19 protein-coding genes, 1 tRNA gene and 1 pseudogene are annotated in these 20,134 nt (G+C 74.2%); 16 read left to right on the top strand and 5 right to left on the bottom strand.

Annotated features, from left to right (window positions below):
- The first annotated feature begins 162 nt into the window (after positions 1 to 162).
- The 11 genes and pseudogenes from eno (at position 163) to Asera_RS00885 (ending at position 10,687) form a co-directional block, all read left to right on the top strand.
- Positions 163 to 1,443: a phosphopyruvate hydratase gene (eno, locus tag Asera_RS00935; RefSeq protein ID WP_030444864.1), complete on the top strand. Its 1,281-nt coding sequence runs from the start codon at positions 163 to 165 to the stop codon at positions 1,441 to 1,443.
- Between the two features lie 38 nt (positions 1,444 to 1,481).
- Positions 1,482 to 2,009, top strand: a complete 528-nt coding sequence (locus Asera_RS00930; protein ID WP_084130981.1) for a septum formation initiator family protein — start codon at positions 1,482 to 1,484, stop codon at positions 2,007 to 2,009.
- 62 nt (positions 2,010 to 2,071) lie between these two features.
- Positions 2,072 to 2,560, top strand: coding sequence for a DUF501 domain-containing protein (locus Asera_RS00925; protein WP_084131029.1), 489 nt, complete (start codon positions 2,072 to 2,074; stop codon positions 2,558 to 2,560).
- Entirely contained in the window at positions 2,553 to 3,467 is a 915-nt protein-coding gene (locus Asera_RS00920; protein ID WP_030444867.1) for a Ppx/GppA phosphatase family protein, read from the top strand. The genes Asera_RS00925 and Asera_RS00920 overlap by 8 nt, the downstream gene beginning before the upstream one ends.
- A 207-nt stretch (positions 3,468 to 3,674) precedes the next feature.
- Positions 3,675 to 4,487: a uracil-DNA glycosylase gene (locus Asera_RS00915; protein WP_030444868.1), complete on the top strand. Its 813-nt coding sequence runs from the start codon at positions 3,675 to 3,677 to the stop codon at positions 4,485 to 4,487.
- A gap of 84 nt (positions 4,488 to 4,571) precedes the next feature.
- The gene (locus Asera_RS00910) at positions 4,572 to 5,321 is read left to right on the top strand and encodes a DUF4129 domain-containing protein (protein ID WP_157034654.1); all 750 of its coding nucleotides are present in this window, start codon (positions 4,572 to 4,574) and stop codon (positions 5,319 to 5,321) included.
- 61 nt (positions 5,322 to 5,382) lie between these two features.
- Complete coding sequence (locus Asera_RS00905; RefSeq protein WP_030444870.1) at positions 5,383 to 5,982, top strand: hypothetical protein; 600 nt, start codon at positions 5,383 to 5,385, stop codon at positions 5,980 to 5,982.
- A gap of 41 nt (positions 5,983 to 6,023) precedes the next feature.
- Positions 6,024 to 6,986 (top strand): annotated as a pseudogene (locus tag Asera_RS00900) (AAA family ATPase); the annotation flags it as partial.
- A 128-nt stretch (positions 6,987 to 7,114) separates the two neighbouring features.
- Positions 7,115 to 8,488, top strand: coding sequence for a DUF58 domain-containing protein (locus tag Asera_RS00895; RefSeq protein WP_425305932.1), 1,374 nt, complete (start codon positions 7,115 to 7,117; stop codon positions 8,486 to 8,488).
- Positions 8,485 to 9,123 (top strand): hypothetical protein, encoded by a 639-nt coding sequence (locus tag Asera_RS00890; RefSeq protein WP_051801845.1) that lies wholly within the window; start codon positions 8,485 to 8,487, stop codon positions 9,121 to 9,123. Before Asera_RS00895 ends, Asera_RS00890 begins: the two co-directional genes overlap by 4 nt.
- Before the next feature lie 226 nt (positions 9,124 to 9,349).
- Entirely contained in the window at positions 9,350 to 10,687 is a 1,338-nt protein-coding gene (locus Asera_RS00885; RefSeq protein WP_030444874.1) for an NAD(P)/FAD-dependent oxidoreductase, read from the top strand.
- Positions 10,688 to 10,723: 36 nt separating this feature from the next.
- Here Asera_RS00885 and Asera_RS00880 read toward each other — a convergent pair whose 3' ends face one another.
- Positions 10,724 to 12,769, bottom strand: a complete 2,046-nt coding sequence (locus tag Asera_RS00880; RefSeq protein WP_084130983.1) for an acyltransferase family protein — start codon at positions 12,767 to 12,769, stop codon at positions 10,724 to 10,726.
- A 268-nt stretch (positions 12,770 to 13,037) separates the two neighbouring features.
- Here Asera_RS00880 and Asera_RS00875 point away from each other — a divergent pair, with 268 nt between their 5' ends.
- Complete coding sequence (locus Asera_RS00875; RefSeq protein ID WP_030444876.1) at positions 13,038 to 14,414, top strand: dihydrolipoyl dehydrogenase family protein; 1,377 nt, start codon at positions 13,038 to 13,040, stop codon at positions 14,412 to 14,414.
- 62 nt (positions 14,415 to 14,476) lie between these two features.
- A tRNA-Leu gene (locus Asera_RS00870) sits at positions 14,477 to 14,558 on the top strand.
- 26 nt (positions 14,559 to 14,584) lie between these two features.
- On the opposite strand, the gene Asera_RS00865 is transcribed toward Asera_RS00870, so the two are convergent.
- Entirely contained in the window at positions 14,585 to 15,208 is a 624-nt protein-coding gene (locus Asera_RS00865) for a TOPRIM nucleotidyl transferase/hydrolase domain-containing protein (RefSeq protein WP_244843678.1), read from the bottom strand.
- 90 nt (positions 15,209 to 15,298) lie between these two features.
- Between Asera_RS00865 and rnhA the strand changes: the two genes are divergently transcribed.
- Entirely contained in the window at positions 15,299 to 15,847 is a 549-nt protein-coding gene (rnhA, locus tag Asera_RS00860; RefSeq protein ID WP_030444878.1) for a ribonuclease HI, read from the top strand.
- A 140-nt stretch (positions 15,848 to 15,987) separates the two neighbouring features.
- On the opposite strand, the gene Asera_RS00855 is transcribed toward rnhA, so the two are convergent.
- Positions 15,988 to 16,293: a hypothetical protein gene (locus Asera_RS00855; RefSeq protein WP_051801847.1), complete on the bottom strand. Its 306-nt coding sequence runs from the start codon at positions 16,291 to 16,293 to the stop codon at positions 15,988 to 15,990.
- Entirely contained in the window at positions 16,290 to 16,667 is a 378-nt protein-coding gene (locus tag Asera_RS00850) for a hypothetical protein (protein WP_169745803.1), read from the bottom strand. The genes Asera_RS00855 and Asera_RS00850 overlap by 4 nt, the downstream gene beginning before the upstream one ends.
- A 55-nt stretch (positions 16,668 to 16,722) precedes the next feature.
- Between Asera_RS00850 and Asera_RS00845 the strand changes: the two genes are divergently transcribed.
- The gene (locus Asera_RS00845) at positions 16,723 to 17,352 is read left to right on the top strand and encodes a TetR/AcrR family transcriptional regulator (RefSeq protein ID WP_169745804.1); all 630 of its coding nucleotides are present in this window, start codon (positions 16,723 to 16,725) and stop codon (positions 17,350 to 17,352) included.
- A 148-nt stretch (positions 17,353 to 17,500) separates the two neighbouring features.
- Here the strand turns inward: Asera_RS00845 and Asera_RS00840 are convergent, their stop codons facing one another.
- Complete coding sequence (locus tag Asera_RS00840) at positions 17,501 to 18,430, bottom strand: SGNH/GDSL hydrolase family protein (protein ID WP_030444882.1); 930 nt, start codon at positions 18,428 to 18,430, stop codon at positions 17,501 to 17,503.
- Between the two features lie 234 nt (positions 18,431 to 18,664).
- On the opposite strand from Asera_RS00840, the gene gad reads away from it, so the two are divergent.
- Complete coding sequence (gad, locus tag Asera_RS00835; RefSeq protein WP_051801852.1) at positions 18,665 to 20,092, top strand: glutamate decarboxylase; 1,428 nt, start codon at positions 18,665 to 18,667, stop codon at positions 20,090 to 20,092.
- Positions 20,093 to 20,134 lie beyond the last annotated feature (42 nt).

Here is a 20,134-nt window from a genome sequence, read left to right as displayed (position 1 = left end):
GAGCCGGTTCCGGCCGGCTCGGCGGCGCTGGCTACGCTCGCGGGGAGAACCGCCGGTGGTACGGGGCGGTGACGCGGACCGACCGCAGCGTGGCGGCTGGCGTTCAGGCCCGGTCGACGTGCAGCGCGGCCCGGGCTGGTGACACAAGGAGAGCGAGGCTACGTGGCAACCATCGAGGGCATCGTCGCGCGCGAGATCCTCGACTCGCGGGGCAACCCGACGGTCGAGGTCGAGGTCGGTCTGGACGACGGGGTGGTGGCCCGCGCGGCGGTGCCGTCCGGCGCGTCGACCGGCCAGTTCGAGGCGGTGGAACTGCGGGACGGGGACAAGTCCCGGTTCGGCGGCAAGGGCGTCGAGCACGCGGTGTCGAACGTGACCGAGGTGATCGCGCGCGAGTTGCTCGGCAACGAGGTGTCCGAGCAGCGGCTGATCGACCAGGTGATGCTCGACCTGGACGGCACCCCGAACAAGAGCAAGCTGGGCGCGAACGCGATCCTCGGCGTGTCGCTCGCGGTGGCCCGGGCCGCCGCCGACTCGGTCGGGCTGCCGCTGTTCCGCTACCTGGGCGGGCCGAACGCGCACCTGCTGCCGGTGCCGATGATGAACATCCTCAACGGCGGCGCGCACGCCGACTCGAACGTGGACATCCAGGAGTTCATGATCGCGCCGATCGGTGCGGCGAGCTTCCGCGAGGCGGTGCGCTGGGGTTCGGAGACGTACCAGGCGCTCAAGAGCGTGCTGAAGTCCCGGTCGCTGTCCACCGGGCTGGGCGACGAGGGCGGCTTCGCGCCGGACCTGCCGTCGAACCGGGATGCACTCGACCTGATCACCGAGGCGATCGAGAAGGCCGGCTTCACCCCGGGCCGGGACATCGCCTTCGCGATCGACGCGGCGGCGACCGAGTTCTACCGGGACGGCGCCTACCAGTTCGAGGGCGAGGCGAAGACCGCCGAGCAGATGTCGGAGTACTACGGCGAGCTGCTCGACGGGTACCCGATCGTGTCGCTGGAGGACCCGCTGGCCGAGGACGACTGGGCCGGCTGGGAGCACCTGACCTCGACGGTCGGCGCTCGGGTGCAGCTCGTCGGGGACGACCTGTTCGTGACCAACCCGGAGCGGATCGCGCGCGGCATCAACGCGGGCGCCGCCAACGCGGTACTGATCAAGGTGAACCAGATCGGGTCGCTGTCGGAGACGTTCGACGCGGTGACGCTGGCGCACAACAACGGCTACCGGACGATGATGAGCCACCGGTCCGGCGAGACCGAGGACACCACGATCGCCGACCTGGTGGTCGCGATGGGCTGCGGCCAGATCAAGTCCGGTGCGCCGGCACGGTCCGAGCGGGTCGCCAAGTACAACCAGCTGATGCGGATCGAGGAGGAGCTGGACGACGCGGCGCGCTACGCCGGCGCCGACGCGTTCCCGCGCTTCGCCCGCTGAAGACGCGATCGGGCACCAAGCCGTAACGGGAGGCAGTGATGGCGCAGCGCGGCCGGTCCGGTACCGGCAACGGCCCAGGTCGGCGGCCGGGCCGATCCTCAGCCGGTCGCGCCGCGGCACCACGGCGTGGCCGTGACTCGGCCGCCCGGCCGGCCGGCCGCCGTGCCGGCGCCACCCGGACCCGGGCGCCCCGGCCGGGTGGCCGGTTCACCGGGCGGGCGGTGGTGCTGGCGCTGGTGTTCGTGGCGCTGATCCTGGCCTACGCCTACCCGGTGCGGACCTACCTGGGCCAGCGGGCGCAGATCGCCGAGCTGACCGACGCGCAGGCGCAGCAGAAGGAACGCATCGCGAAGCTGCGCAGTCAGCGCGACAAGTGGGACGACCCGCAGTACGTGGAGGCGCAGGCGCGGCGCCGGCTGAGGATGGTGCGCCCCGGCGACAAGGTGTACGCCGTGTATGGCGACCCGAAGAAGCCCGGCGGCAGCGGCTCGAGCGATCGCCGGGTCCGCTCCGACGGCCCCTGGTACGGCAAGGTGTGGTCCAGCGTGCAGGGGGCGGACCGGTGAGCGCCGCCGAGTCGGCCGGCCCGCCGGTGCGCGAGCCGGTCACGCCGGCCGCGACGGCGGCGATGTCCGCGCAGCTCGGCCGGCCGCTGCGGGGCGCCGAGGCGGTCGCGCACCGGTGCCCGTGCGGGCACCCGGACGTGGTCGAGACCAGCCCGCGGCTGCCGGACGGCACCCCGTTCCCGACGCTGTTCTACCTCACCTGTCCGCGGGCCGCGGCCGAGGTGAGCCGGCTGGAGTCGGCCGGCACGATGCGGGAGATGACCGAGCAGCTGGCCGACGACCCGGATCTGGCGGCCCGGTACCGGGCCGCGCACCAGGACTACCTGCGGCGCCGGGCCGAGCTGGCCGAGGTGCCGGAGATCGCCGGGGTGTCCGCCGGCGGCATGCCGACCCGGGTCAAGTGCCTGCACGTACACGTCGCGCACGCGCTCGCCGCCGGGCCCGGCGTCAACCCGTTCGGCGACGAGGCGTTGGCGACGATGGCGCCCTGGTGGAGCGACGGCCCGTGCGTGACCGTCGACGAGACGGAGCACGGGGGCGACGATGAGTGAGCGGGTCGCGGCGATCGACTGCGGTACCAACTCGATCCGGCTGCTGGTCGCAGACCGGGACGGCGACCGGCTCACCGATCTGGTCCGGACGATGGAGATCGTCCGGCTCGGCGAGGGCGTCGACCGGACCGGAATGCTTGCGCCGCAAGCGATCGAACGGACCCGCAAGGCGCTGACCGGGTACGCGCAGCGGATCCGCGCGCTCGGCGCGGGCCGGGTGCGGATGGTGGCGACCTCCGCCAGCCGGGATGCCGGTAACGCCGCGGAGTTCCGCGACATGGTGCTCGACGTGCTCGGCGCGCCGCCCGAGGTGATCACCGGGGACGAGGAGGCGGCGCTGTCGTTCGCCGGCGCCGTCGGCGGGCTGCCGGCGGACCTGGCCGCCCCGTACCTGGTGGTGGACATCGGCGGCGGCTCGACCGAGTTCGTCGTCGGCGCCGGCAGCGCCGAGGCGGCGGTCAGCGTCGACATCGGCTGCGTCCGGATGACCGAGCGCTACCTGCACTCCGACCCGCCGGCCGAGGCCGAGATCGCGGCCGCCCGGGAGCACGTCACCGAGGTCGTGGACGGCGCGCTCGCCGCGGTGTCCGCGCACCGGGCCCGCACCCTGATCGGCCTCGCCGGTACGGTCACCACGATCGCCGGGATCGCGCTGGGCCTGCCGGAGTACGACTCGACCCGGATCCACCACTCCCGGATGGATCGCGCGCAGGTGGCCCGGATCGGTACCGAGCTGCTGGCGCAGACCCGCGCGCAGCGGCGCGCGATCCCGGTGATGCACCCGGGCCGCGCCGATGTGATCGGTGCCGGCGCGTTGATCCTGGGTACCGTCCTGGAGCGGGCCGGGTTCGACGGCCTGGTGGCGTCCGAACACGACATCCTCGACGGCATCGCGCTGTCGGTCTGAGCTCTCGCCGGCCGCGGTCCGGCGCCGGCGTGCCGGGGTACATCGGTCGCCGGGTCCGGCGCATCGGGCGCCGCGGCCGGAGGGTGCCGGCGGAACCGGCCGGACTTGTCACGATGAAGCCCCCCGACGCCTGACGGCCGGCTGCCACCCGCTGGCGATGCGGAGGCCGCTCGGGCGACGCGACCGCGGGGCGGGGAGGATGAGCCCATGGTTGCGGTGCGGCGGACGGAGTTCGGGTGCCACGTGCTGCCGGGATCGGGGTTCCCCGGTGACGTGGCGGACGCGGGTACCCCGGTGGCGGCGGATCGGGCCGCGGTGGCGGAGCTGGCCGAGGGTTCGGCGGATCTGACCGCGCTGGCCGCGCGTAGTTCGGTGTGCCGGGCGTGCAGCCGGCTGGTCGCCTGGCGCGAGGAGGTGGCGGAGCGCAAGCGCGCATCGTTCGCCGACCAGACGTACTGGGGCCGCCCGGTGCCGAGCTTCGGCGCCACCGACGCCCGGATCGTGCTGATCGGCCTGGCACCGGCGGCGAACGGAGCGAACCGTACCGGCCGGATGTTCACCGGCGACCGGTCCGGCGACGTGCTGTACGCGGCGCTGCACCGGGCCGGGCTGGCCAGCGCGCCGCGCAGCGTGTCCGCCGACGACGGGCTGGTACTGCACCACACCCGGATCTGCGCGCCGGTGCGCTGCGCCCCGCCGGAGAACAAGCCGACCACCGCCGAGCGCGACACCTGCCGCGCGTGGCTGAACCGCGAGCTGGAGTTGCTGCGGGGCACGGTTCGGGTGGTGGTGGCGCTGGGGCAGTTCGCCTGGAATGCGTACTGGGCCTCGGCAGCGTCGCTGGGTGAGCCGGTGCCGCGGCCGCGCCCGCGGTTCGGTCACGGCGCCGAGTATGTCGGCACCGAAATAATGTTGCTGGGCTGTTACCACGTCAGCCAGCAGAACACCTTCACGGGACGGCTGACGACGGGCATGCTGGACGACGTGTTGGGCCGCGCCCGCACGCTGGCCGGCATCTGACGCCGGATCGGGCCCGCTGGGCCGATCCCGGCCCGGGTCGCGGCCTGCGGCACGAGCCGGCCGAACGGCGACGGGGGTGCCAGGTTGCGTCGAGGACTGCGATACCTGCCGGTGCTGCTGATCCTGCTGCTGGTGGTGGTCGCCGCGCTGGGCGCGAACGCGCGCGGACCGCGGGTCACCCACGTGCCGCCGCTCGCCATCAGCCCGACCGTGGCGGTCAGCGGCACCCCACCGGCGCAGCCGACCCGGACCGTCGTCCCGCCGCCGCAGCCGCACGGTTCGAGTACCGGTACCACCGTGCTGGTCGTGGTGATCGCCGCGCTGTGCGCCCTCGCGTACGGCGCGATCATGCTGTACCTGATGCTCGCGCTGCGAGACGGCCTGGTGCTGCGGCGCCGCCGGCATCCGGAGCCGGAACCGGAGCCGGACGAGCCGGCCGCGCCGACCGCGGACGAGGTGCGGGCGGCGATGGCGGCCAGCCGGGCGGCGCTGATCGAGGGCGACGATCCGCGAGCCGCGGTGATCGCCTGCTGGCTGACGTTGGAGGAGCTGGCGTCGCGCGGCGGCGTGCCGCGCTCGGTCTCCGACGCCCCGGGTGATCTGGTCGGCCGGATGCTCGGCGTGGCCCGGGATCCGTCCGGCGAGCAACCGTTCCAGGCGCTGACCGGGCCGGCCGAGCGGGCGCTGACCGCGCTCGCCGAGCGGTACCGGGCCGCCCGGTACGCGCCGGCCCCGGTCACCGAGGCGGACCGGGCGGCCGCCCGCGGTGCCCTCGAGCGCCTCGCCGCCGAGCTGTCGGTCCGCGACGCCACCCCCGCCGGGGGCACCCGGTGAGCGGGCGGGGGCGGGCGGATCGCGGGTGTGACGCCGGCGTCTCGACGAGGGAGGGACGGCGGTGAGCTTCTCGTACGGGCACGTCATGGCACCGGGCAAGCGGGATCCGATGCGCAAGCCGTACCAGCCGTTGAAGATCACGCCCGGCTGGGTGATCGGCATGGTGCTGGTCGCGCTGGCCGCCGGCGACGTGCTGTGGCGGATGCTGCAGGTGGTGCAGATCCGGCTGCCGTACGGGATGACCGACGCGCTGGTGCTCGCCGTGGCGTTCGGCTACCGGGTCGCGGTGGCGGTGCACGGGCCGCCGGAGCCGTTCCCGCCGGCGCCGTCGGCGCCGACCACGGAGATGTCCGACCGGCCGTTCACCGCGATCCGCCGCTGGGAGGACCGGCTCGCCTGGACTCACGACGACGCCGTCAGCTTCGACCGTACGGTGCGCGAACGGCTCGCCGCACTGGTCGACGAGCGGCTCCGGATCGACCACGGTACCGACCTGGCCGGCACCGGACCCGGTGGTGCCGGGCGGGTCCGCGCGCTGCTGGGTGATCCACTGTGGACACTGCTGACCGAGCCGACCGAGCGGGCGCCGAGCCGGGCGCAGCTGACCGAATCGGTACGAACGATGGAGCGACTGTTCGCCCAGGACGGAGGCAACCGGTGAGCGGACCGGTCAACACCCAACCCGAGGCCGAGCCGGCGCCGCTGCCGGTGCCCGAGGCCGGTGCGCTGGCCCGGCAGGTACTCGACGCGGTCGGTACGGTCGTGGTCGGCAAGGCCGAACCGCTGGCGCTGGTGCTGGCCGGCATCCTCGCCGGCGGCCACGTGCTGCTGGAGGACTTCCCGGGGCTGGGGAAGACGCTCGCGGCCCGGTCGTTCGGCCAGGCGCTCGGCCTGTCGTTCCGCCGGTTGCAGTTCACCCCCGACCTGCTGCCGGCCGACGTCACCGGCTCGTTCCTGTACGACCAGTCGACCGGCGACTTCGAGTTCCGGCCCGGGCCGATCTTCACCAACCTGCTGCTGGCCGACGAGATCAACCGGACGCCGCCGAAGACGCAGGCGGCGCTGCTGGAGGCCATGCAGGAGAAGCAGGTCAGCGTCGAGGGCACCACCTACCCGCTGCACCCGCCGTTCCACGTGCTCGCGACCGCGAACCCGATCGAGTACGAGGGCACCTACCCGCTGCCGGAGGCGCAGCTGGACCGGTTCCTGCTGCGGGTCTCGTTCGGCTATCCCAGCGCTGACGACGAGTGGGGCGTGCTGCGCAACCGGATGTCGCGCCGCCGGGAGGAGACCGAACTGGCGCCGGTGGTCGACGCGACCACGCTGCGGGCCATCCAGGCCACCGTCGAGACGATCGCGGTGGAGGACTCGATCGGCCGCTACATCGTCGATCTGGTCACCGCGACCCGGTCGCACCCGCAGGTGATGGTCGGCGCCTCGCCGCGCGGCTCGCTCGCGCTGCTGCTGTGCGCGCGGGCCCGGGCGCTGCTCGCCGACCGCTCGTACGTGATCCCGGAGGACGTCAAGGCGTTCGCGGCTCCCGCGCTGGCGCACCGGATCTCGCTCAAGCCAGAGGTCTGGCTGCGCCGGGTCGAGCCGTCGCACGTGGTGGCCGAGGTGGTCGCGGCGACCGCCGCGCCGGCCAGCGGCGCCCGGCCCAGCTACCAGGCGCCGGTCATGGACGATGCCGCGGCGCGGCCGCCGGAGCCGGCCGGCTCGGCGGCCGGAACCGACCCGGTCTACCGCTACACCGAGCCACCGAGGGGGCAGCGCTGAGCGAGGTCGGCCTCTGGGTGCGCACCCAGGACAATCCGCAGCCGCCGCAGCCCGGCGAGCAGCCGGTACTGCGCGGCCCCAGCGAGGACTCGGCGGTGTACGACTGGGTGCCGACCCGGGCGTTGCGCCGAGCCGTCGGGATGGCGCTGGTGTTGCTGATCATCGGCGTCACCATCGGCCGGCTCGACCTGGTGGTGCTCGGCCTGCCGTTCGTGCTCGGCGCCGGTTGGGGGCTGGCCCGCCGGCCACGCCGGGTACCGACCGCCGAGCTGACGGTGGACACCACGATCAGCGCCGAGGGCGGTACGGTGCTCGGCCGGGTCTCGATCGACAACCCGGATCCGGCCCCGCTGAGCGGGGTCGCGGTGCGTACCCCGGCCAGCCCGTGGTTGCGGATGCACACCGGCGCCGGCGAGTACATGGCCTCGGTGCCCGGCCGGTCCGGTACCGACGTGCTGATCGAGGGGCGCGCGATGCGCTGGGGCCGGCACCGGATCGGCCCGGTCGAGGTGCGCGGGTACGCCGCCGACGGGTTGCTGCGCAGCCGGGCGATCCGGCTGCCGGCGACCACGGTGAAGGTGCACCCGGTGGCGCAGCCGTTCGAGGCGGCCGACGCGATGCCGAAGGCGGCCGGGATCGCCGGCACGCACCGGTCCCGCCGCCCCGGCGAGAGCGGCGAGCTCGCCGGGGTCCGGCCGTACCAGCCGGGGGACCGGCTGCGCCGGGTCGACTGGCGGGTCTCGCTGCGCAACCGCGAGCTGTACGTGAACGCGACGCTGTCCGAGCGGGACGCCGAGGTGGTGCTGGTACTCGACGTGCTGCACGAGGCCGGTCGCTCCGCCGGCCCCGCGTCCGCGTCGGTACTGGACACCACGGTGCGCGCCGCCGCCGGCATCGGCGAGCACTACCTGCACCGCGGCGACCGCGTCTCGGTGCTGGAGTTCGGCCCGTCCGCCCGTTACCTGCGGGCCAGCTCCGGCCACCGGCAGTTCCTGACCATGCTGGAGTGGCTGCTGGACGTGCGGGTATGGCCGTCCGGCGTGGCGCCCACCTCGCGGCTGCTGTCGCCGCGGCTGCTGCCGCCCAACGCGCTGATCCTGTTCCTCACCCCGCTGCTGGACGAGCGCAGCTCCACCATGCTCGCCCAGCTGGCCCGGACCGGCCGGTTCGTGCTGGCGGTCGACACCCTGCCGGACAACGCCCGCCCGGTGCAGACCAGCGAGTGGACCGACCTCGCGTACCGGCTGTGGCGGCTGGACCGGGACAACACGATCGGCCGGCTGCGCGAGGTCGGGGTACCGGTCGTCGCCTGGGCCGGCGCGGGCAGCCTGGACGAGGTGCTGCGCGACGTGACCCGGATGGCCGGGGCACCCCGGGCGGTGCTGCGATGACGGCCGGACGGCGATCTGGTGGCGGTACGGGACGGTTCGCCGCGCTGCGGCTGTCCCCGACGGTGACCCGGGCCGAGCAGGCGGTGCAGCGCGGCGCCGGCCGGGTGCGCTCGCTCGCCCCCGGCCCCGCCCTGGTGCGCGGCTCGGTACTGCTGTTCGGCGTGCTCGCGCTGATCCTCGCGATGACCGGACCGATGCGTGCCAACGGCTGGTCCTACCTGGTCGCGGTGGCGCTCGCGCTGGTCGCCGCCGTACGGCCGGACGGGCCGTGGGTGACCGCCACCGAGCTGATCGTCGTCGGGGTGTGGGTGCTGGGTGGGCTGGTCTACCACGAGCAGCGCGGCCTGCTCGGTACCCTGCTGCTCGCCGCGCTGCTCTACCTGCATCACGGCACCGCGGCGCTGGCCGCGACGCTGCCGGTGCGCGGCCAGCTCGCCCCGTCGGTACTGCTGGGCTGGCTGGCCCGCACCGGCGGGGTGCTGCTCGTGACGGTGGCGTTCGCGCTGGCCGCCGCGGTGCTGCTGCCGCCGTCGGGTACCGGCCACAACTCGATCCTGCTGCCGGTGATCGGGCTGCTCGCCGCGCTCGGTGCCGCCGTCGGTGTGGCCTACCTCCTGCACCGCCGCCGCCCCTGACCCGCCGACCGCGGCGCCCGGTCCCCTTGATCATGGCGGCAAGCGCTTGCCCGCGAGACCATCCCGGGATCGACCCGGCCGGCGGGCTGGGGTATTCCGGGGCGAGGTGATCGAGCGGGGCATACGCTTGGTGGGGCCCGCCGCCGGCCGCGGTCGGCGAGGGGCCGGACCGGCGCGCGGCCCGGCGGTCGTGGCGCGCAGCGGTACGACGCTCGGAGGTCGCGGCGTGGCGCAACGCATCGTGGTGGTCGGCGGTGGGCAGCTCGGCCTGGAGTTCGCCCACCGGATCACGAGGAAACTCCATCCGGGGGAAGCGCAGGTCACCGTCGTCGACCCGCGCTCCAACATGACCTACCAGTCGTTCCTGGCGGAGGCGGCGGCCGGCAGCATCGAACCGCGGCACGCGGTCATCTCGCTGCGCCGCGTGCTGCGCCGCTGCCGCATCGTCGGCGGTACGGTCACCGGCATCAGCCACGCCGACCGGATGGTGCACGTCCAGCCGCTGATCGGCCCGCCGCGCGACCTGCCGTACGACCAGCTCGTGGTGTGCCCGGGCGGCGTCACCCGGGCGCTGCCGATCCCGGGGCTGGCCGAGCAGGCGGTCGGGTTCCAGAGCATCGGCGAGGCGATCTGGCTGCGCAACCGGGTACTGGAGCGGCTCGACGTGGCGGCCGCGACCACCGACCACGCGGTCCGGGACCGGGCGCTGACGTTCGTGTTCGTCGGCGGCGGGTACGCCGGGGTCGAGGCGATCGCCGAGCTGGAGGACATGGCCCGGGACGCGACCCGGTACTACCCGGAGCTGACCCTGGCGCAGATGCGCTGGGTGCTGGTCGAGGCGGCGGACCGGATCATGCCCGAGGTCGATCTCGACCTCGCCGACTACACGGCGCGCGAGCTCGGCATGCGCGGCCTCGACGTCCGGCTGTCCTGCCAGCTGCAGTCCTGCGTGGACGGCCACGTGGTGCTGTCCGACGGGGCGGAGTTCGACGCCGACACGATCGTCTGGACCGCCGGGGTGCGGCCGAGCCCGATGCTGCGCGAGACCGACCTGCCGCTGGACGAGCGGGGCCGGGTGGTGTGCAACGCCCGGCTGCAGGCGGTCTCGGACGGGCTGCCGCTGCCCGGGGTGTGGAGCGCCGGCGACGCCGCCGCGGTGCCCGACCTGACCAGCCCGGATCCGACCGCGCTGTGCGGGCCGACCGCCCAGCACGCGGTCCGGCAGGCGCACACGCTGGCCCGCAACGTGCTCGCCACGCTGCGCGGCGGCGTCCCGCAGGAGTACCGGCACGCGTACGTCGGCAGCGTCGCGAGCCTCGGCCTGCACAAGGGCGTGGCCCAGGTGTACGGCGTACGGGTGCGCGGCTGGCCGGCCTGGTTCATGCACCGCAGCTACCACATGACCCGGATCCCCACGGTGAACCGCAAGGTACGGGTGATCGCGGACTGGACGCTGTCGCTGGTGCTGAAACGCGAGACGGTGGCGCTCGGCGAACTGCACGAGCCGCGGCAGCGCTTCGCCCGCGCCGCCGCCGGCAAGTCCACCGCCGCCGCCGACTCCTGACCCGCGCGGCCGACCGGCGCCGCGGCGCCGGAGCGGTCAGCGGCCGGTGCCGTCGGCGATCGCGGACAGCCGCGGCAGCAGCCACGGTGCGACGATCTGCTGGTCGCCCTGCGGGGTGAGGTGCAGCCCGTCGCTGCGCACCTGGACACCGCGGATCGACCAGGTGAACTTCCCGTCCGGGCAGAGCACGTGGTTGAGGTCGAGCACGGTGGCGTGCCGCGCCGCGGCGACGGTGCGCAGCAGCGCGTTCCAGGCGTTCACCCGGGCCGGCTGGTCCTCGCCGTACAGGCTGCCGTCCGGGCTCTCGGCGCGGTGCGTGTACGGCGCGGTCAGCAGCACCACCGCGGCGCCGCGCGCGCCGACCACCCGTACCGCCGTGGTCAGCTGACTCGTCAGGTACGCGTCGTACTCCGGCTGGCCGACGTGCTGGTAGCGGCCGTTCAGCCTGCGGTCCATCAGCTCCCACCGGTCCAGCAGGATCACCGACACGTCCGGGTCGTCGGCGGTCACGCCGGACCGCCAGCGGCTCGCCCACCGGGTACAGCCGGGATAGTTCGTGTGCGGGCTGTCGAGTTCCCGGATGTCCGGCAGCGTCGCGATGCCGCACCCCTCCAGCGCCCGGACGTGCACGGCCAGTCCCGGATGCGGCGGCAGGTAGGTGCCCAGCGTCCACGACACCGAGTCGCCGAAGAAGTCGATCCGCGGTTCGCCCCCCGGCGTACGGCCGGGCCGGCGCACCGGGGCGACCGGTGCCGGTGACCTGCTGGGTACCAGCACCGGTTCGCCGCCGCCACCGGTGGCCCGGGCCGGCCCGCCACCGGGCAGGCTCGCGGTCGCGCCGAGCACGACGACCGCCACCAGCGCCATCCCGGCCAGCACCCCGGCGGGGGCCAGCCGGCTGCCCCGGGGCACCAGCCGGCCCCGCCGGATCGGCTGCTCCACCAGGACGTACGACGCGATCGACACGGCCAGCGTGATCGCGCAGCGCACCGCGAACAGCCCGATCCCGGCGAAGCCCAGCCGGCCGGCCGAGCAGAACACGAACACCGGCCAGTGCCACAGGTACACCCCGTACGAGATGCGGCCGAGCGCGACCATCGGCGGCCGGGACAGCACCCACGCGGTCGGTGAGCCGGGCGACAGTACGGCGTGCGCGATGATCACCGCGACGGCAACCGCGATCGCCGCGAACCCCGCGTGGTACTGCCAGTCGGTCGACCCGGTCGCGTGCGAGGCCGCCCAGCAGAGCCCGAGCACCGCCAGCACGGCCGCGGTGCCGAGCAGCGGATGCTCGATCCGCCGGCCGCCGCCGCGCCGGTGCCGGCCGGCGGTCACCGCCGGCATCCGGTGTGCCAGCAGGACGGCCAGGGCGCAGCCGGTCAGCAGCGCCACCGCACGAGTGTCGGTGCCGTAGTAGGCGCGGCTGGAATCCGTTGGTGCGTACAGCAACCAGCACAACACCGTGGAGGCCGCGCCGCCGGCGACGCAACCCGCGAACAGCACCCACCGGCGCCGCTCGGACGGCTGCCCGTCCGGGGCGCCGCCGCGCTGCCGCCGCCCGCCGCTGCGCCGGAACCCGGCCACGCCGACCAGCACCGCCAGCACCACCAGCGGCCAGACCAGGTAGAACTGCTCCTCGATGCCCAGCGACCAGGTGTGCTGCAGCGGCGTCGGCGTGGCGGTCTGCGCGAAGTAGTCCGAACCGCGGAAGATCATCCGCCAGTTCGCCACGTACAGCAGGGCGGCGAGCGCGTCGCCGCGCACCGGCGGCAGGTCACCCGGCGCGAGCAGGAAGCGAGACGCCGGCACCACCACCGCGAGCATCAGCAGCAGCGCCGGCAGCAGCCGCCGGGCCCGCCGACCCCAGAACGCCGCCAGCCGGACCCGGCCGGTACCGGCGATCTCGGCGAGCAGCAGCGACGTGATCAGGAACCCGGACAGTACGAAGAACGCGTCGACACCGATGAAGCCGCCCGGTACGGCGGCGACGCCACCGTGGTAGACCAGCACCGCGGCCACCGCGAACGCGCGCACGCCGTCCAGCGCCGGCCGGTGCGCGAACCGAGTCGTGTTCTGCACCATGACCTGCCCCCGTGCGGGATTCCCCCAGGCCCCCCGCCCCACCCTGCCCAACGACCGGCCGGCCCGTGGCCGTTCGCCCGAATGCATCCCCCACTCCGCGCCGCTCCGGGCGGCCGCACCCGCGCCGCGGACGCCCGCCCAGCGCCGGGCCGCGCTGCAGACGCGCGGCTGTCGAGCGGGATCCCCCGGTCGTGACGTGACGAACAACGCGGTTCGGCGTGCCGGTGAAATCGATGCAGCGCGCCGCCGGAACTGCCAGTCTTGGATCATGACGGATGCCGAACGGGTGGATGTGGTGGTGCTCGGCCTGGGGGTCGGCGGCGAGGAGGCGGCCGGTCGCCTCGCGCAGGCCGGCCTGTCGGTCGTGGGCATCGAGCGGCGGTTGGTGGGCGGCGAGTGCCCGTACTTCGCCTGCATACCGACGAAGATGATGGTCCGGGCCGCGGACCTGCTCATCGACGCCCGCCGGGCGACCGAGATGGCCGGCCACACCGACGTGCGGCCTGACTGGGGCCGGGTCGCCCGGCGGATCCGGGACGAGGCCACCGACGACTGGAACGACCAGGTCGCGGTCGACCGGCTGGTCGGCAAGGGCGTCCGGTTCGTCCGCGGCGAGGGCCGGCTCACCGGGCCGGACACCGTGTCGGTACGGCCGGCCGACGGCTCCGGCGAGCGGGTCTTCCGGGCCGACCGCGCGGTGATCGTCGGCGCGGGAACCGAGCCGGCCGCGCCGCAGGTCCCCGGCCTCGGCGACACCCCGTACTGGACGAACCGGGACGCGGTGCGGGCCGAGGAACTGCCGGCGTCGCTGCTGATCCTCGGCGGCGGCCCGATCGGCTGCGAGTTCGCCCAGGTGTTCGCGCGGTTCGGGGTCGCGGTGACGGTGCTGGAGGCGGCCGACCGGCTGCTGCCCGGCGAGGAACCCGAGTCGTCCGAACTGGTCCGGTCCGCCTTCTCGGCCGACGGCGTCACGGTCCGCACCGGTACCGCGGTCGAGCACGTCGGGCACGACTGGCGCGGCTTCACCGCCCGGGTCGGCGGCGAGGAGCACATCGCCGGCCGGCTGCTCGTCGCGACCGGCCGCCGCACCGAACTGGCGGAGCTGGGCGTGGTCGAGGCGGGGCTGCCGAACGACCGGTTCATCGCGACCGACGACCGGATGCGGGCCGCCGACAACCTGTACGCCGTCGGCGACGTCACCGAGCACGGCGGGTTCACCCACATGGCGATGTACCAGGCGGACATCGCGGTGCGCGACATCCTCGGCCAGGGCGGCTTCTCCGCCGACTACCGCGCCGTGCCGCGGGTGACGTTCACCGACCCGGAGGTCGGCGCGGTCGGGCTCACCGCGGCGCAGGCCGGCAAGGCCGGCATCGACACCCTGATCGGCACCGCCGACGTGGCCGCCGAGACCCGCGGCTGGATCCACCAGGCGGGCAACGCCGGCGTGGTCAAGCTGGTCGCCGACCGGGACCGCAACGTGCTGGTCGGCGCCACCTCCGTCGGGCCGTGCGGCGGCGAGGTGCTCGCCGCGCTGACCCTGGCGGTACACGCCGAGGTGCCGATCGACCGGCTCCGCTCGATGATCGACGCGTACCCCACCTTCCACCGCGCCATCGGCACCGCCGTCGCTTCTTTAGCCTGATCAACATCACAGGTCTCGCATGTCCGGTGGCGCTGCGCTGACGGATACGGTGATTCCGACGCGCCCGGGTGGTGGAAGAGGCAGACACGGCCGCCTTAAAAGCGGCTGCCGAAAGGCGTGCGGGTTCGAGCCCCGCTCCGGGCACCCAGGGCCTGAGGCGCCCGGCCGGCTCAGCCGGTCGCGGCCAGGTGGGTGAGCAGGTCGTCGAGTGGCGCCGGGATCGTGGCCGGGTCGAGGGCGCCGGCGAGCAGGGTGGCGTAGCGCAGCTTGCGGTGCGATCGGCTTCCGATGAAGCGGCGCAGGATCGCGATGTCGGTCCAGCCCCGCTGGGCCGGCTGGCGGCGGAGGGTCTGCAGCGAGCGCAGCTCGCCCGCCGCCGCGATGATCTGCTCGACCGCCGGGATGCCGAGGGTGCGGATCAGCTCGGCTTCGAGGTCTTCGACGCAGGCGAAGAAGCCGAGCCGGGCGAGCTCGACGCGGGTCTGCGCGGCGCCGAGGCCGGCGCGTGCCAGCGCCCGGCGGACCACGTGCTCCTCGCCGGAGTCGTACAGGCCGGCCAGGGCGACGCCGAGCCCGCCGGGGCCGAGCAGCCGGACGAAGTGGCCGATGTTGGTCACCCCGCCCATCGGTACCACCGCGATGCCCTCGGCGGCGAGGTCGCGCCGGCGCCGGGCCGCCACGATGGTCACCGCGGCCTCGTCGCTGTCGCCTTCGACGAGTACCGCGGTGCGCACCCCGGCGGGGATCCGGGCCGTCGTGGTTGTGACGACCGCGGGTTCCGGCCTGCTGTCCATCCGCCCATCCTGCCCGTACCGGCAGCCCGCCCACCACGGGCTTTCCGCCCGGACCGCCTCGAGCGCCCGGGTACCTCATAGGGTGTGTGCGTGATCGACGATGCGAGCGGTGCGGTGGTGGAGATCTTCACCGACGGGGCCTGCGTACCGAACCCGGGGCCGGGCGGCTGGGGTGCGCTGCTGCGCTACGGCGAGCACGAGAAGCAGCTGTGCGGCGGCCAGGTCGAGTCGACCACGAACAACCGGATGGAGCTGACCGCGCCGACCGAGGCGCTCAACGCGCTGACCCGGCCGGCCCGGGTCCACCTGTACACCGACTCCACGTACGTGCGGAACGGGGTCACCGCCTGGCTGGCCAAGTGGAAGCGGAACGGCTGGCAGACCGGCGCCCGGCAGCCGGTGAAGAACGAGGACCTGTGGCGGGCGCTGGACGCGGCGACGAGCCGGCACCAGGTAGAGTGGCACTGGGTCAAGGGCCACGCCGGTCATCCCGGCAACGAGGCCGCCGACCGGCTCGCCGCGCAGGGCCTCGGGGACGCCCTGCGCGCCGCGGGTCTCGCCCTGCCGGCGGCCGCCACCCGCTCCGTCGCCCGGCCCCGGCGGCCCGGCGCGCCCCGCCGCCGGCTCCGCAACGGGTGACGTGGCCCTGCCGTAGCGGCAACGTTTCTCCTGGTGCCGTGCGGATCGGAGAGCCGGTGCGGTCGATCCGGCCGTACGCCGACGATCCGGCCGCCGCGCTGGCGCCGGCGGCCTGACCCGGCACCCGGCGATGCCGTTCGTCAGGCGGTTTCCCGCCGCAGCCGGCGGCTCAGCTCGTACCCGACGCCGAACGCGGTCATGGCGAAGGTGCCGACGGTGACCCAGCCGAGCCGGCAGTCCGCGGTGCGCTGGTCGATGCCGCGCCAGCCGGTCGCCAGCAGCGTGACCCCGCCGGCGAGGTTGAGCGCGGACCAGGCGAGGTTCGCGGCCGGGCCGGACTCGGGGCCGCGCAGCGGGGTCATGCACCGCTTGCCGGCGATGCCCATGATCGCGTGCGGTACCGCGTTGACCAGCAGCGCTCCGGCCAGCGCGTCGCGTGCCGTCATCGTGTTCCTCCCCCTCGTCGGGACCAGCTCCACAGCCCGGCGGCGGCGGGCAGCAGCCCGACCAGCACGGCGGGCACGCTGCCGTGCCGGAACAGCGCCACGTCGCCGACGACCGCCGCGAGCACGGCCAGCACGTACGGCGCGGTGAGCCAGCGGTCCAGGTTCCGGCGCGCGACGGCCGTCACCGCGCCGAGGATCACGGCGGTCACCAGCAGCGAGCCCAGGCCGCCGGCGACGCCGGTCCAGCTCCGCGGCAGCCCGCCCACGGCGGCGAAGAACGCCACGGTGGCGATCGCCCAGACGGCCATGCCGCGCCGCGGCAACGGTGTCGTGGGGCGCACCGGCGCGCACCGGCCGGTTACCGAGAACGGCATGGCTCCTCCGATCGTTTATGGACGGCGTACATTTACTCCTCGGGAGGGAGGCTATATGGACGGCAGTCATATAGCAAGGCGGCGCGGTGCGCCGCCGGCCGGGCAGCGGCTGAGCCGGGACGCCGTGCTGGCCCGCGCCGAGCAGCTGATCGACGCCGACGGGTACGACCGGTTCAGCCTCCGCGCGCTCGCATCGGCGCTCGGCGTGCGCCCCAACGCGCTGTACAACCACGTCGGCGGGCGGGAGGAGCTGCTCGATGCGGTGGCCGAACGGTTCCTGGCCGAGCTCGTGCTGCCGGACACCGACGAGCCGTGGCCGGAGTGGGTTCGTACGGTCGCCGGCGGGCTGCGCGCGCAGTTGCTCGACCATCCGGAACGCGCCGCGTTGCTGCTGTCCCGCGCCGGCGGTACCGCCCTCGGCCCGGTCGTGCTGCGCCGGTTCGTCGACCGGCTCGTGGCCGCCGGCGTCGACCGGGCGATCGCGCATCTCGGCTGGCACCTGATGCTGACCACCGTGGTCGGCACGGTGCAGCAGGAGCGTCGGCGGGGGAAGGATCCGGCCGGCACGTTCGAGGCGGTGCTCGACGTCGCGCTGCGCGGCCTGGTGGTGGCCGCGGCGGCGGCACCGGACGAACGGGCGACCGCCCTGCTCGCCGCGCACCGGCTCGCGCACGCGCTGCCGTGACGGCAGCGGGCGGCCGCACCGCCACGACGCGGCGCCTGGCCGGAACGACCGCACCGCACGGGAAGTAGCTCCCAGCATCGGGGCGCCCGGCGCCGGGACGGGAGTGCGGGGCGACCGCCGCCGCAGTGGAGCGGCGGCGGTCGACCCGTCAGCCCTGGCGGATCCGGTCGAAGACGATCTGGGACTGGGCGTTGGCGCCGGATACGTTGGGGTGCAACGGAACCGACAGGCTGCCGACCGGGTTGAGGGACAGGATGGTCAGCGGCTCGACGTACCGGGTGGTCGGCGCCTTGCAGGCGTCGTGGCCGATCGTCGGGGTGTACGTGTCGGCGAGGTCGGCGCCGGCGCCCGCCGCCGAGGTCGCCAGCATCGCGTTCATCTCCTTGAACTTGGCGGTGAACCACGCCATGTCGGTGTTGCTGAGGATCGGTACCCGGGGGAAGCAGGCCTTGCCGTTGTCCGGCACCGCGTCCAGGTAGTTGACCAGCACGATGCGGGCCTGCGGGGAGCGCGCGCGTACCCCGTCGATCGCGGCTTCCAGCTTCGGTTCGGCGGCGGCGATCTTCGCGGAGATCTGGTCGGTGCCGCCGGAGGTGTAGTGCTTCTTGCAGGACTTGCCGGTGAGGCTGTCCTCGATACAGGTGGTGGCGAGGCCGACCAGCCCGATGTCGTTGCCGCCGATGCCGATCGTGACCAGATCGGTCGTCGCGGTCAGCCGGTCGAACTGGGGTGCGTTGCTGCCGCCGAGCACGCTCTGCGTGCCGGTGAAGTCGTCGGTGGTGGCGCCGCCGCAGGACGCGTCGGTGAACTTGTCGACGTCGAGCAGCGCCGCCACCTGGTGCGGGTAGTCGTTCACCGACTGGGCGCAGCCGAGCGGAACGTAGCTGGTGTCGGGCAGGTTGGCGAAGCCCGACGAGGAGGTGTACGAGTCGCCGAGCGCCACGTACTCGTGGTACGCCGGGGCGTCGTTGCCGTCCGCGTGCGCGATGGCCGGGCCGGCCAACACGGTGGCCGCGGCGGCGCCGAGGCTGGCGAGCGCGGCGAGCGCGCGCCGGCCCCGAAGGCGGGGGAGGGGCATGGGGGGCTCCTTGGGGGTCCGGTGTGGGGGTATTCACGAGGTACATCGCGAAATTTCCTCATGAACATAGAACCGCCGCCAACGGCCGGGCAAGGCCGCCCGGCGAACCTGTTACCCATCGGTACGGCCCGCGGCGCCGGCCGGGATCGCGGCGAGCGGCGCATGTCGTACCCGTCGCGTCGTTAGGCTGCGGGGCACCGGCGTGGCCGCCGGATCGCCGTGGGGGAGGCAGTGATGTGCGCAGCGCAGGAGACCGGTGACGGGGCCGTGGGTGAGGACCTGTTCGCCAGCTCGGTGATGGTCCGGCCGGCGCCGAAGGAGAGGTTCCCGTCGGCCGAACGCGGCGCCCGCCAGGTGTACCAGCTGATCCGGGACGAGTTGCTGCTCGACGGCGCGTCCCGGATGAACCTGGCGACGTTCTGCACCACCTGGCTGGAGGACGAGGCCCGCCGGCTGATGACCGAGTCGATGGACAAGAACATCGTCGACAAGGACGAGTACCCGCAGACCGCGGAGCTGGAGCGCCGCTGCGTACACATGCTGGCCGACCTGTTCAACGCGCCGGATCCGGCGCACACCGTCGGCACCTCCACGGTCGGGTCGTCGGAGGCCGCGATGCTGTGCGGCCTCGCGGCGAAGTGGCGCTGGCGTAGCCGTCGGCAGGCGGCCGGCAAGGACCACTCCCGGCCGAACTTCGTCTGCGGCCCGGTGCAGGTGTGCTGGGAGAAGTTCGCCCGCTACTTCGACATCGAGATCCGCCAGGTACCGATGCCGGCCGGGCACCTGCTCACCCCGGAGGCGGCGGTGGCGCGCTGCGACGAGAACACGATCGCGGTGGTACCGACGTTCGGGCAGACGTTCACCGGCCTGTTCGAGGATGTCGCCGGCATCTCGGCGGCGCTGGACGAACTGCAGGAACGTACCGGGCTGGACGTCCCGATCCACGTCGACGCGGCGAGCGGCGCGTTCGTCGCCGCGTTCTGCGCGCCGGACCTGCGCTGGGACTTCCGGTTGCCACGGGTGAAGTCGATCAACGCATCCGGGCACAAGACCGGGCTGGCGCCGGTGGGCAGCGGCTGGGCCCTCTGGCGCGAGACCGACGACCTGCCGAAGGAGCTGGTGTTCAACGTGAACTACCTGGGCGGCGAGATGCCGACCGTCGGTCTCAACTTCTCCCGCCCCGGCGGCCAGGTGATCACCTCGTACTACAACTTCGTCCGGTTGGGCCGGACCGGCTACACCAAGGTGCAGGCGGCCGCGTACGAGGTGGCCCAGCACATCGCCGCCGGCGTCGCCGAACTCGGTCACTTCGACCTGGTGTACGACGCGGACCCGCGCCGGGGCATCCCGGCGGTGACCTGGCAGCTGGCCGCCGGTGAGCACCGGTACGACCTGTTCGAGCTGGCCGAGGAGCTGCGTACCCGGGGCTGGCTGGTGCCCGCCTACACGCTGCCGCCGGACCAGCAGGAGACGGCGGTGCAGCGGATCGTGGTCCGGCACGGGCTGTCCGTCGACATGGCCGACCTGCTGCTCGCCGACCTGCGCCGGGCGGTGGCGAAGCTGGACCACCCGGAGCGGCGGGTGCCGCGCGAGCCGGCCGCCGCGAGCGGCTTCAACCACGACGCGACCCCGGCGGTACCGACCGCGGAGCTGGACCGCTGACCGCGCCCGCTGCGTACAAGGCTTGAAATATTGACAAGCCGG

Origin of the sequence: Actinocatenispora sera, assembly GCF_018324685.1 — a bacterium.
In the GTDB taxonomy this organism is placed as follows: Bacteria; Actinomycetota; Actinomycetes; order Mycobacteriales; family Micromonosporaceae; genus Actinocatenispora; species Actinocatenispora sera.
This window is presented reverse-complemented; position numbering and strand designations above follow the sequence as displayed.

What these genes read in the sequence shown, in the direction of transcription:
- Asera_RS00930 (WP_084130981.1), top strand. Translation starts at nt 1,482, where the DNA reads ATGGCGCAGCGCGGCCGGTCCGGTACCGGCAACGGCCCAGGTCGGCGG.
- Asera_RS00925 (WP_084131029.1), top strand. Translation starts at nt 2,072, where the DNA reads ATGTCCGCGCAGCTCGGCCGGCCGCTGCGGGGCGCCGAGGCGGTCGCG.
- Asera_RS00920 (WP_030444867.1), top strand. Translation starts at nt 2,553, where the DNA reads ATGAGTGAGCGGGTCGCGGCGATCGACTGCGGTACCAACTCGATCCGG.
- Asera_RS00915 (WP_030444868.1), top strand. Translation starts at nt 3,675, where the DNA reads ATGGTTGCGGTGCGGCGGACGGAGTTCGGGTGCCACGTGCTGCCGGGA.
- Asera_RS00890 (WP_051801845.1), top strand. Translation starts at nt 8,485, where the DNA reads ATGACGGCCGGACGGCGATCTGGTGGCGGTACGGGACGGTTCGCCGCG.
- Asera_RS00880 (WP_084130983.1), bottom strand. Translation starts at nt 12,769, where the DNA reads ATGGTGCAGAACACGACTCGGTTCGCGCACCGGCCGGCGCTGGACGGC.
- Asera_RS00875 (WP_030444876.1), top strand. Translation starts at nt 13,038, where the DNA reads ATGACGGATGCCGAACGGGTGGATGTGGTGGTGCTCGGCCTGGGGGTC.
- Asera_RS00865 (WP_244843678.1), bottom strand. Translation starts at nt 15,208, where the DNA reads ATGGACAGCAGGCCGGAACCCGCGGTCGTCACAACCACGACGGCCCGG.
- Asera_RS00855 (WP_051801847.1), bottom strand. Translation starts at nt 16,293, where the DNA reads ATGACGGCACGCGACGCGCTGGCCGGAGCGCTGCTGGTCAACGCGGTA.
- Asera_RS00850 (WP_169745803.1), bottom strand. Translation starts at nt 16,667, where the DNA reads ATGCCGTTCTCGGTAACCGGCCGGTGCGCGCCGGTGCGCCCCACGACA.
- Asera_RS00845 (WP_169745804.1), top strand. Translation starts at nt 16,723, where the DNA reads ATGGACGGCAGTCATATAGCAAGGCGGCGCGGTGCGCCGCCGGCCGGG.
- Asera_RS00840 (WP_030444882.1), bottom strand. Translation starts at nt 18,430, where the DNA reads ATGCCCCTCCCCCGCCTTCGGGGCCGGCGCGCGCTCGCCGCGCTCGCC.
- gad (WP_051801852.1), top strand. Translation starts at nt 18,665, where the DNA reads ATGTGCGCAGCGCAGGAGACCGGTGACGGGGCCGTGGGTGAGGACCTG.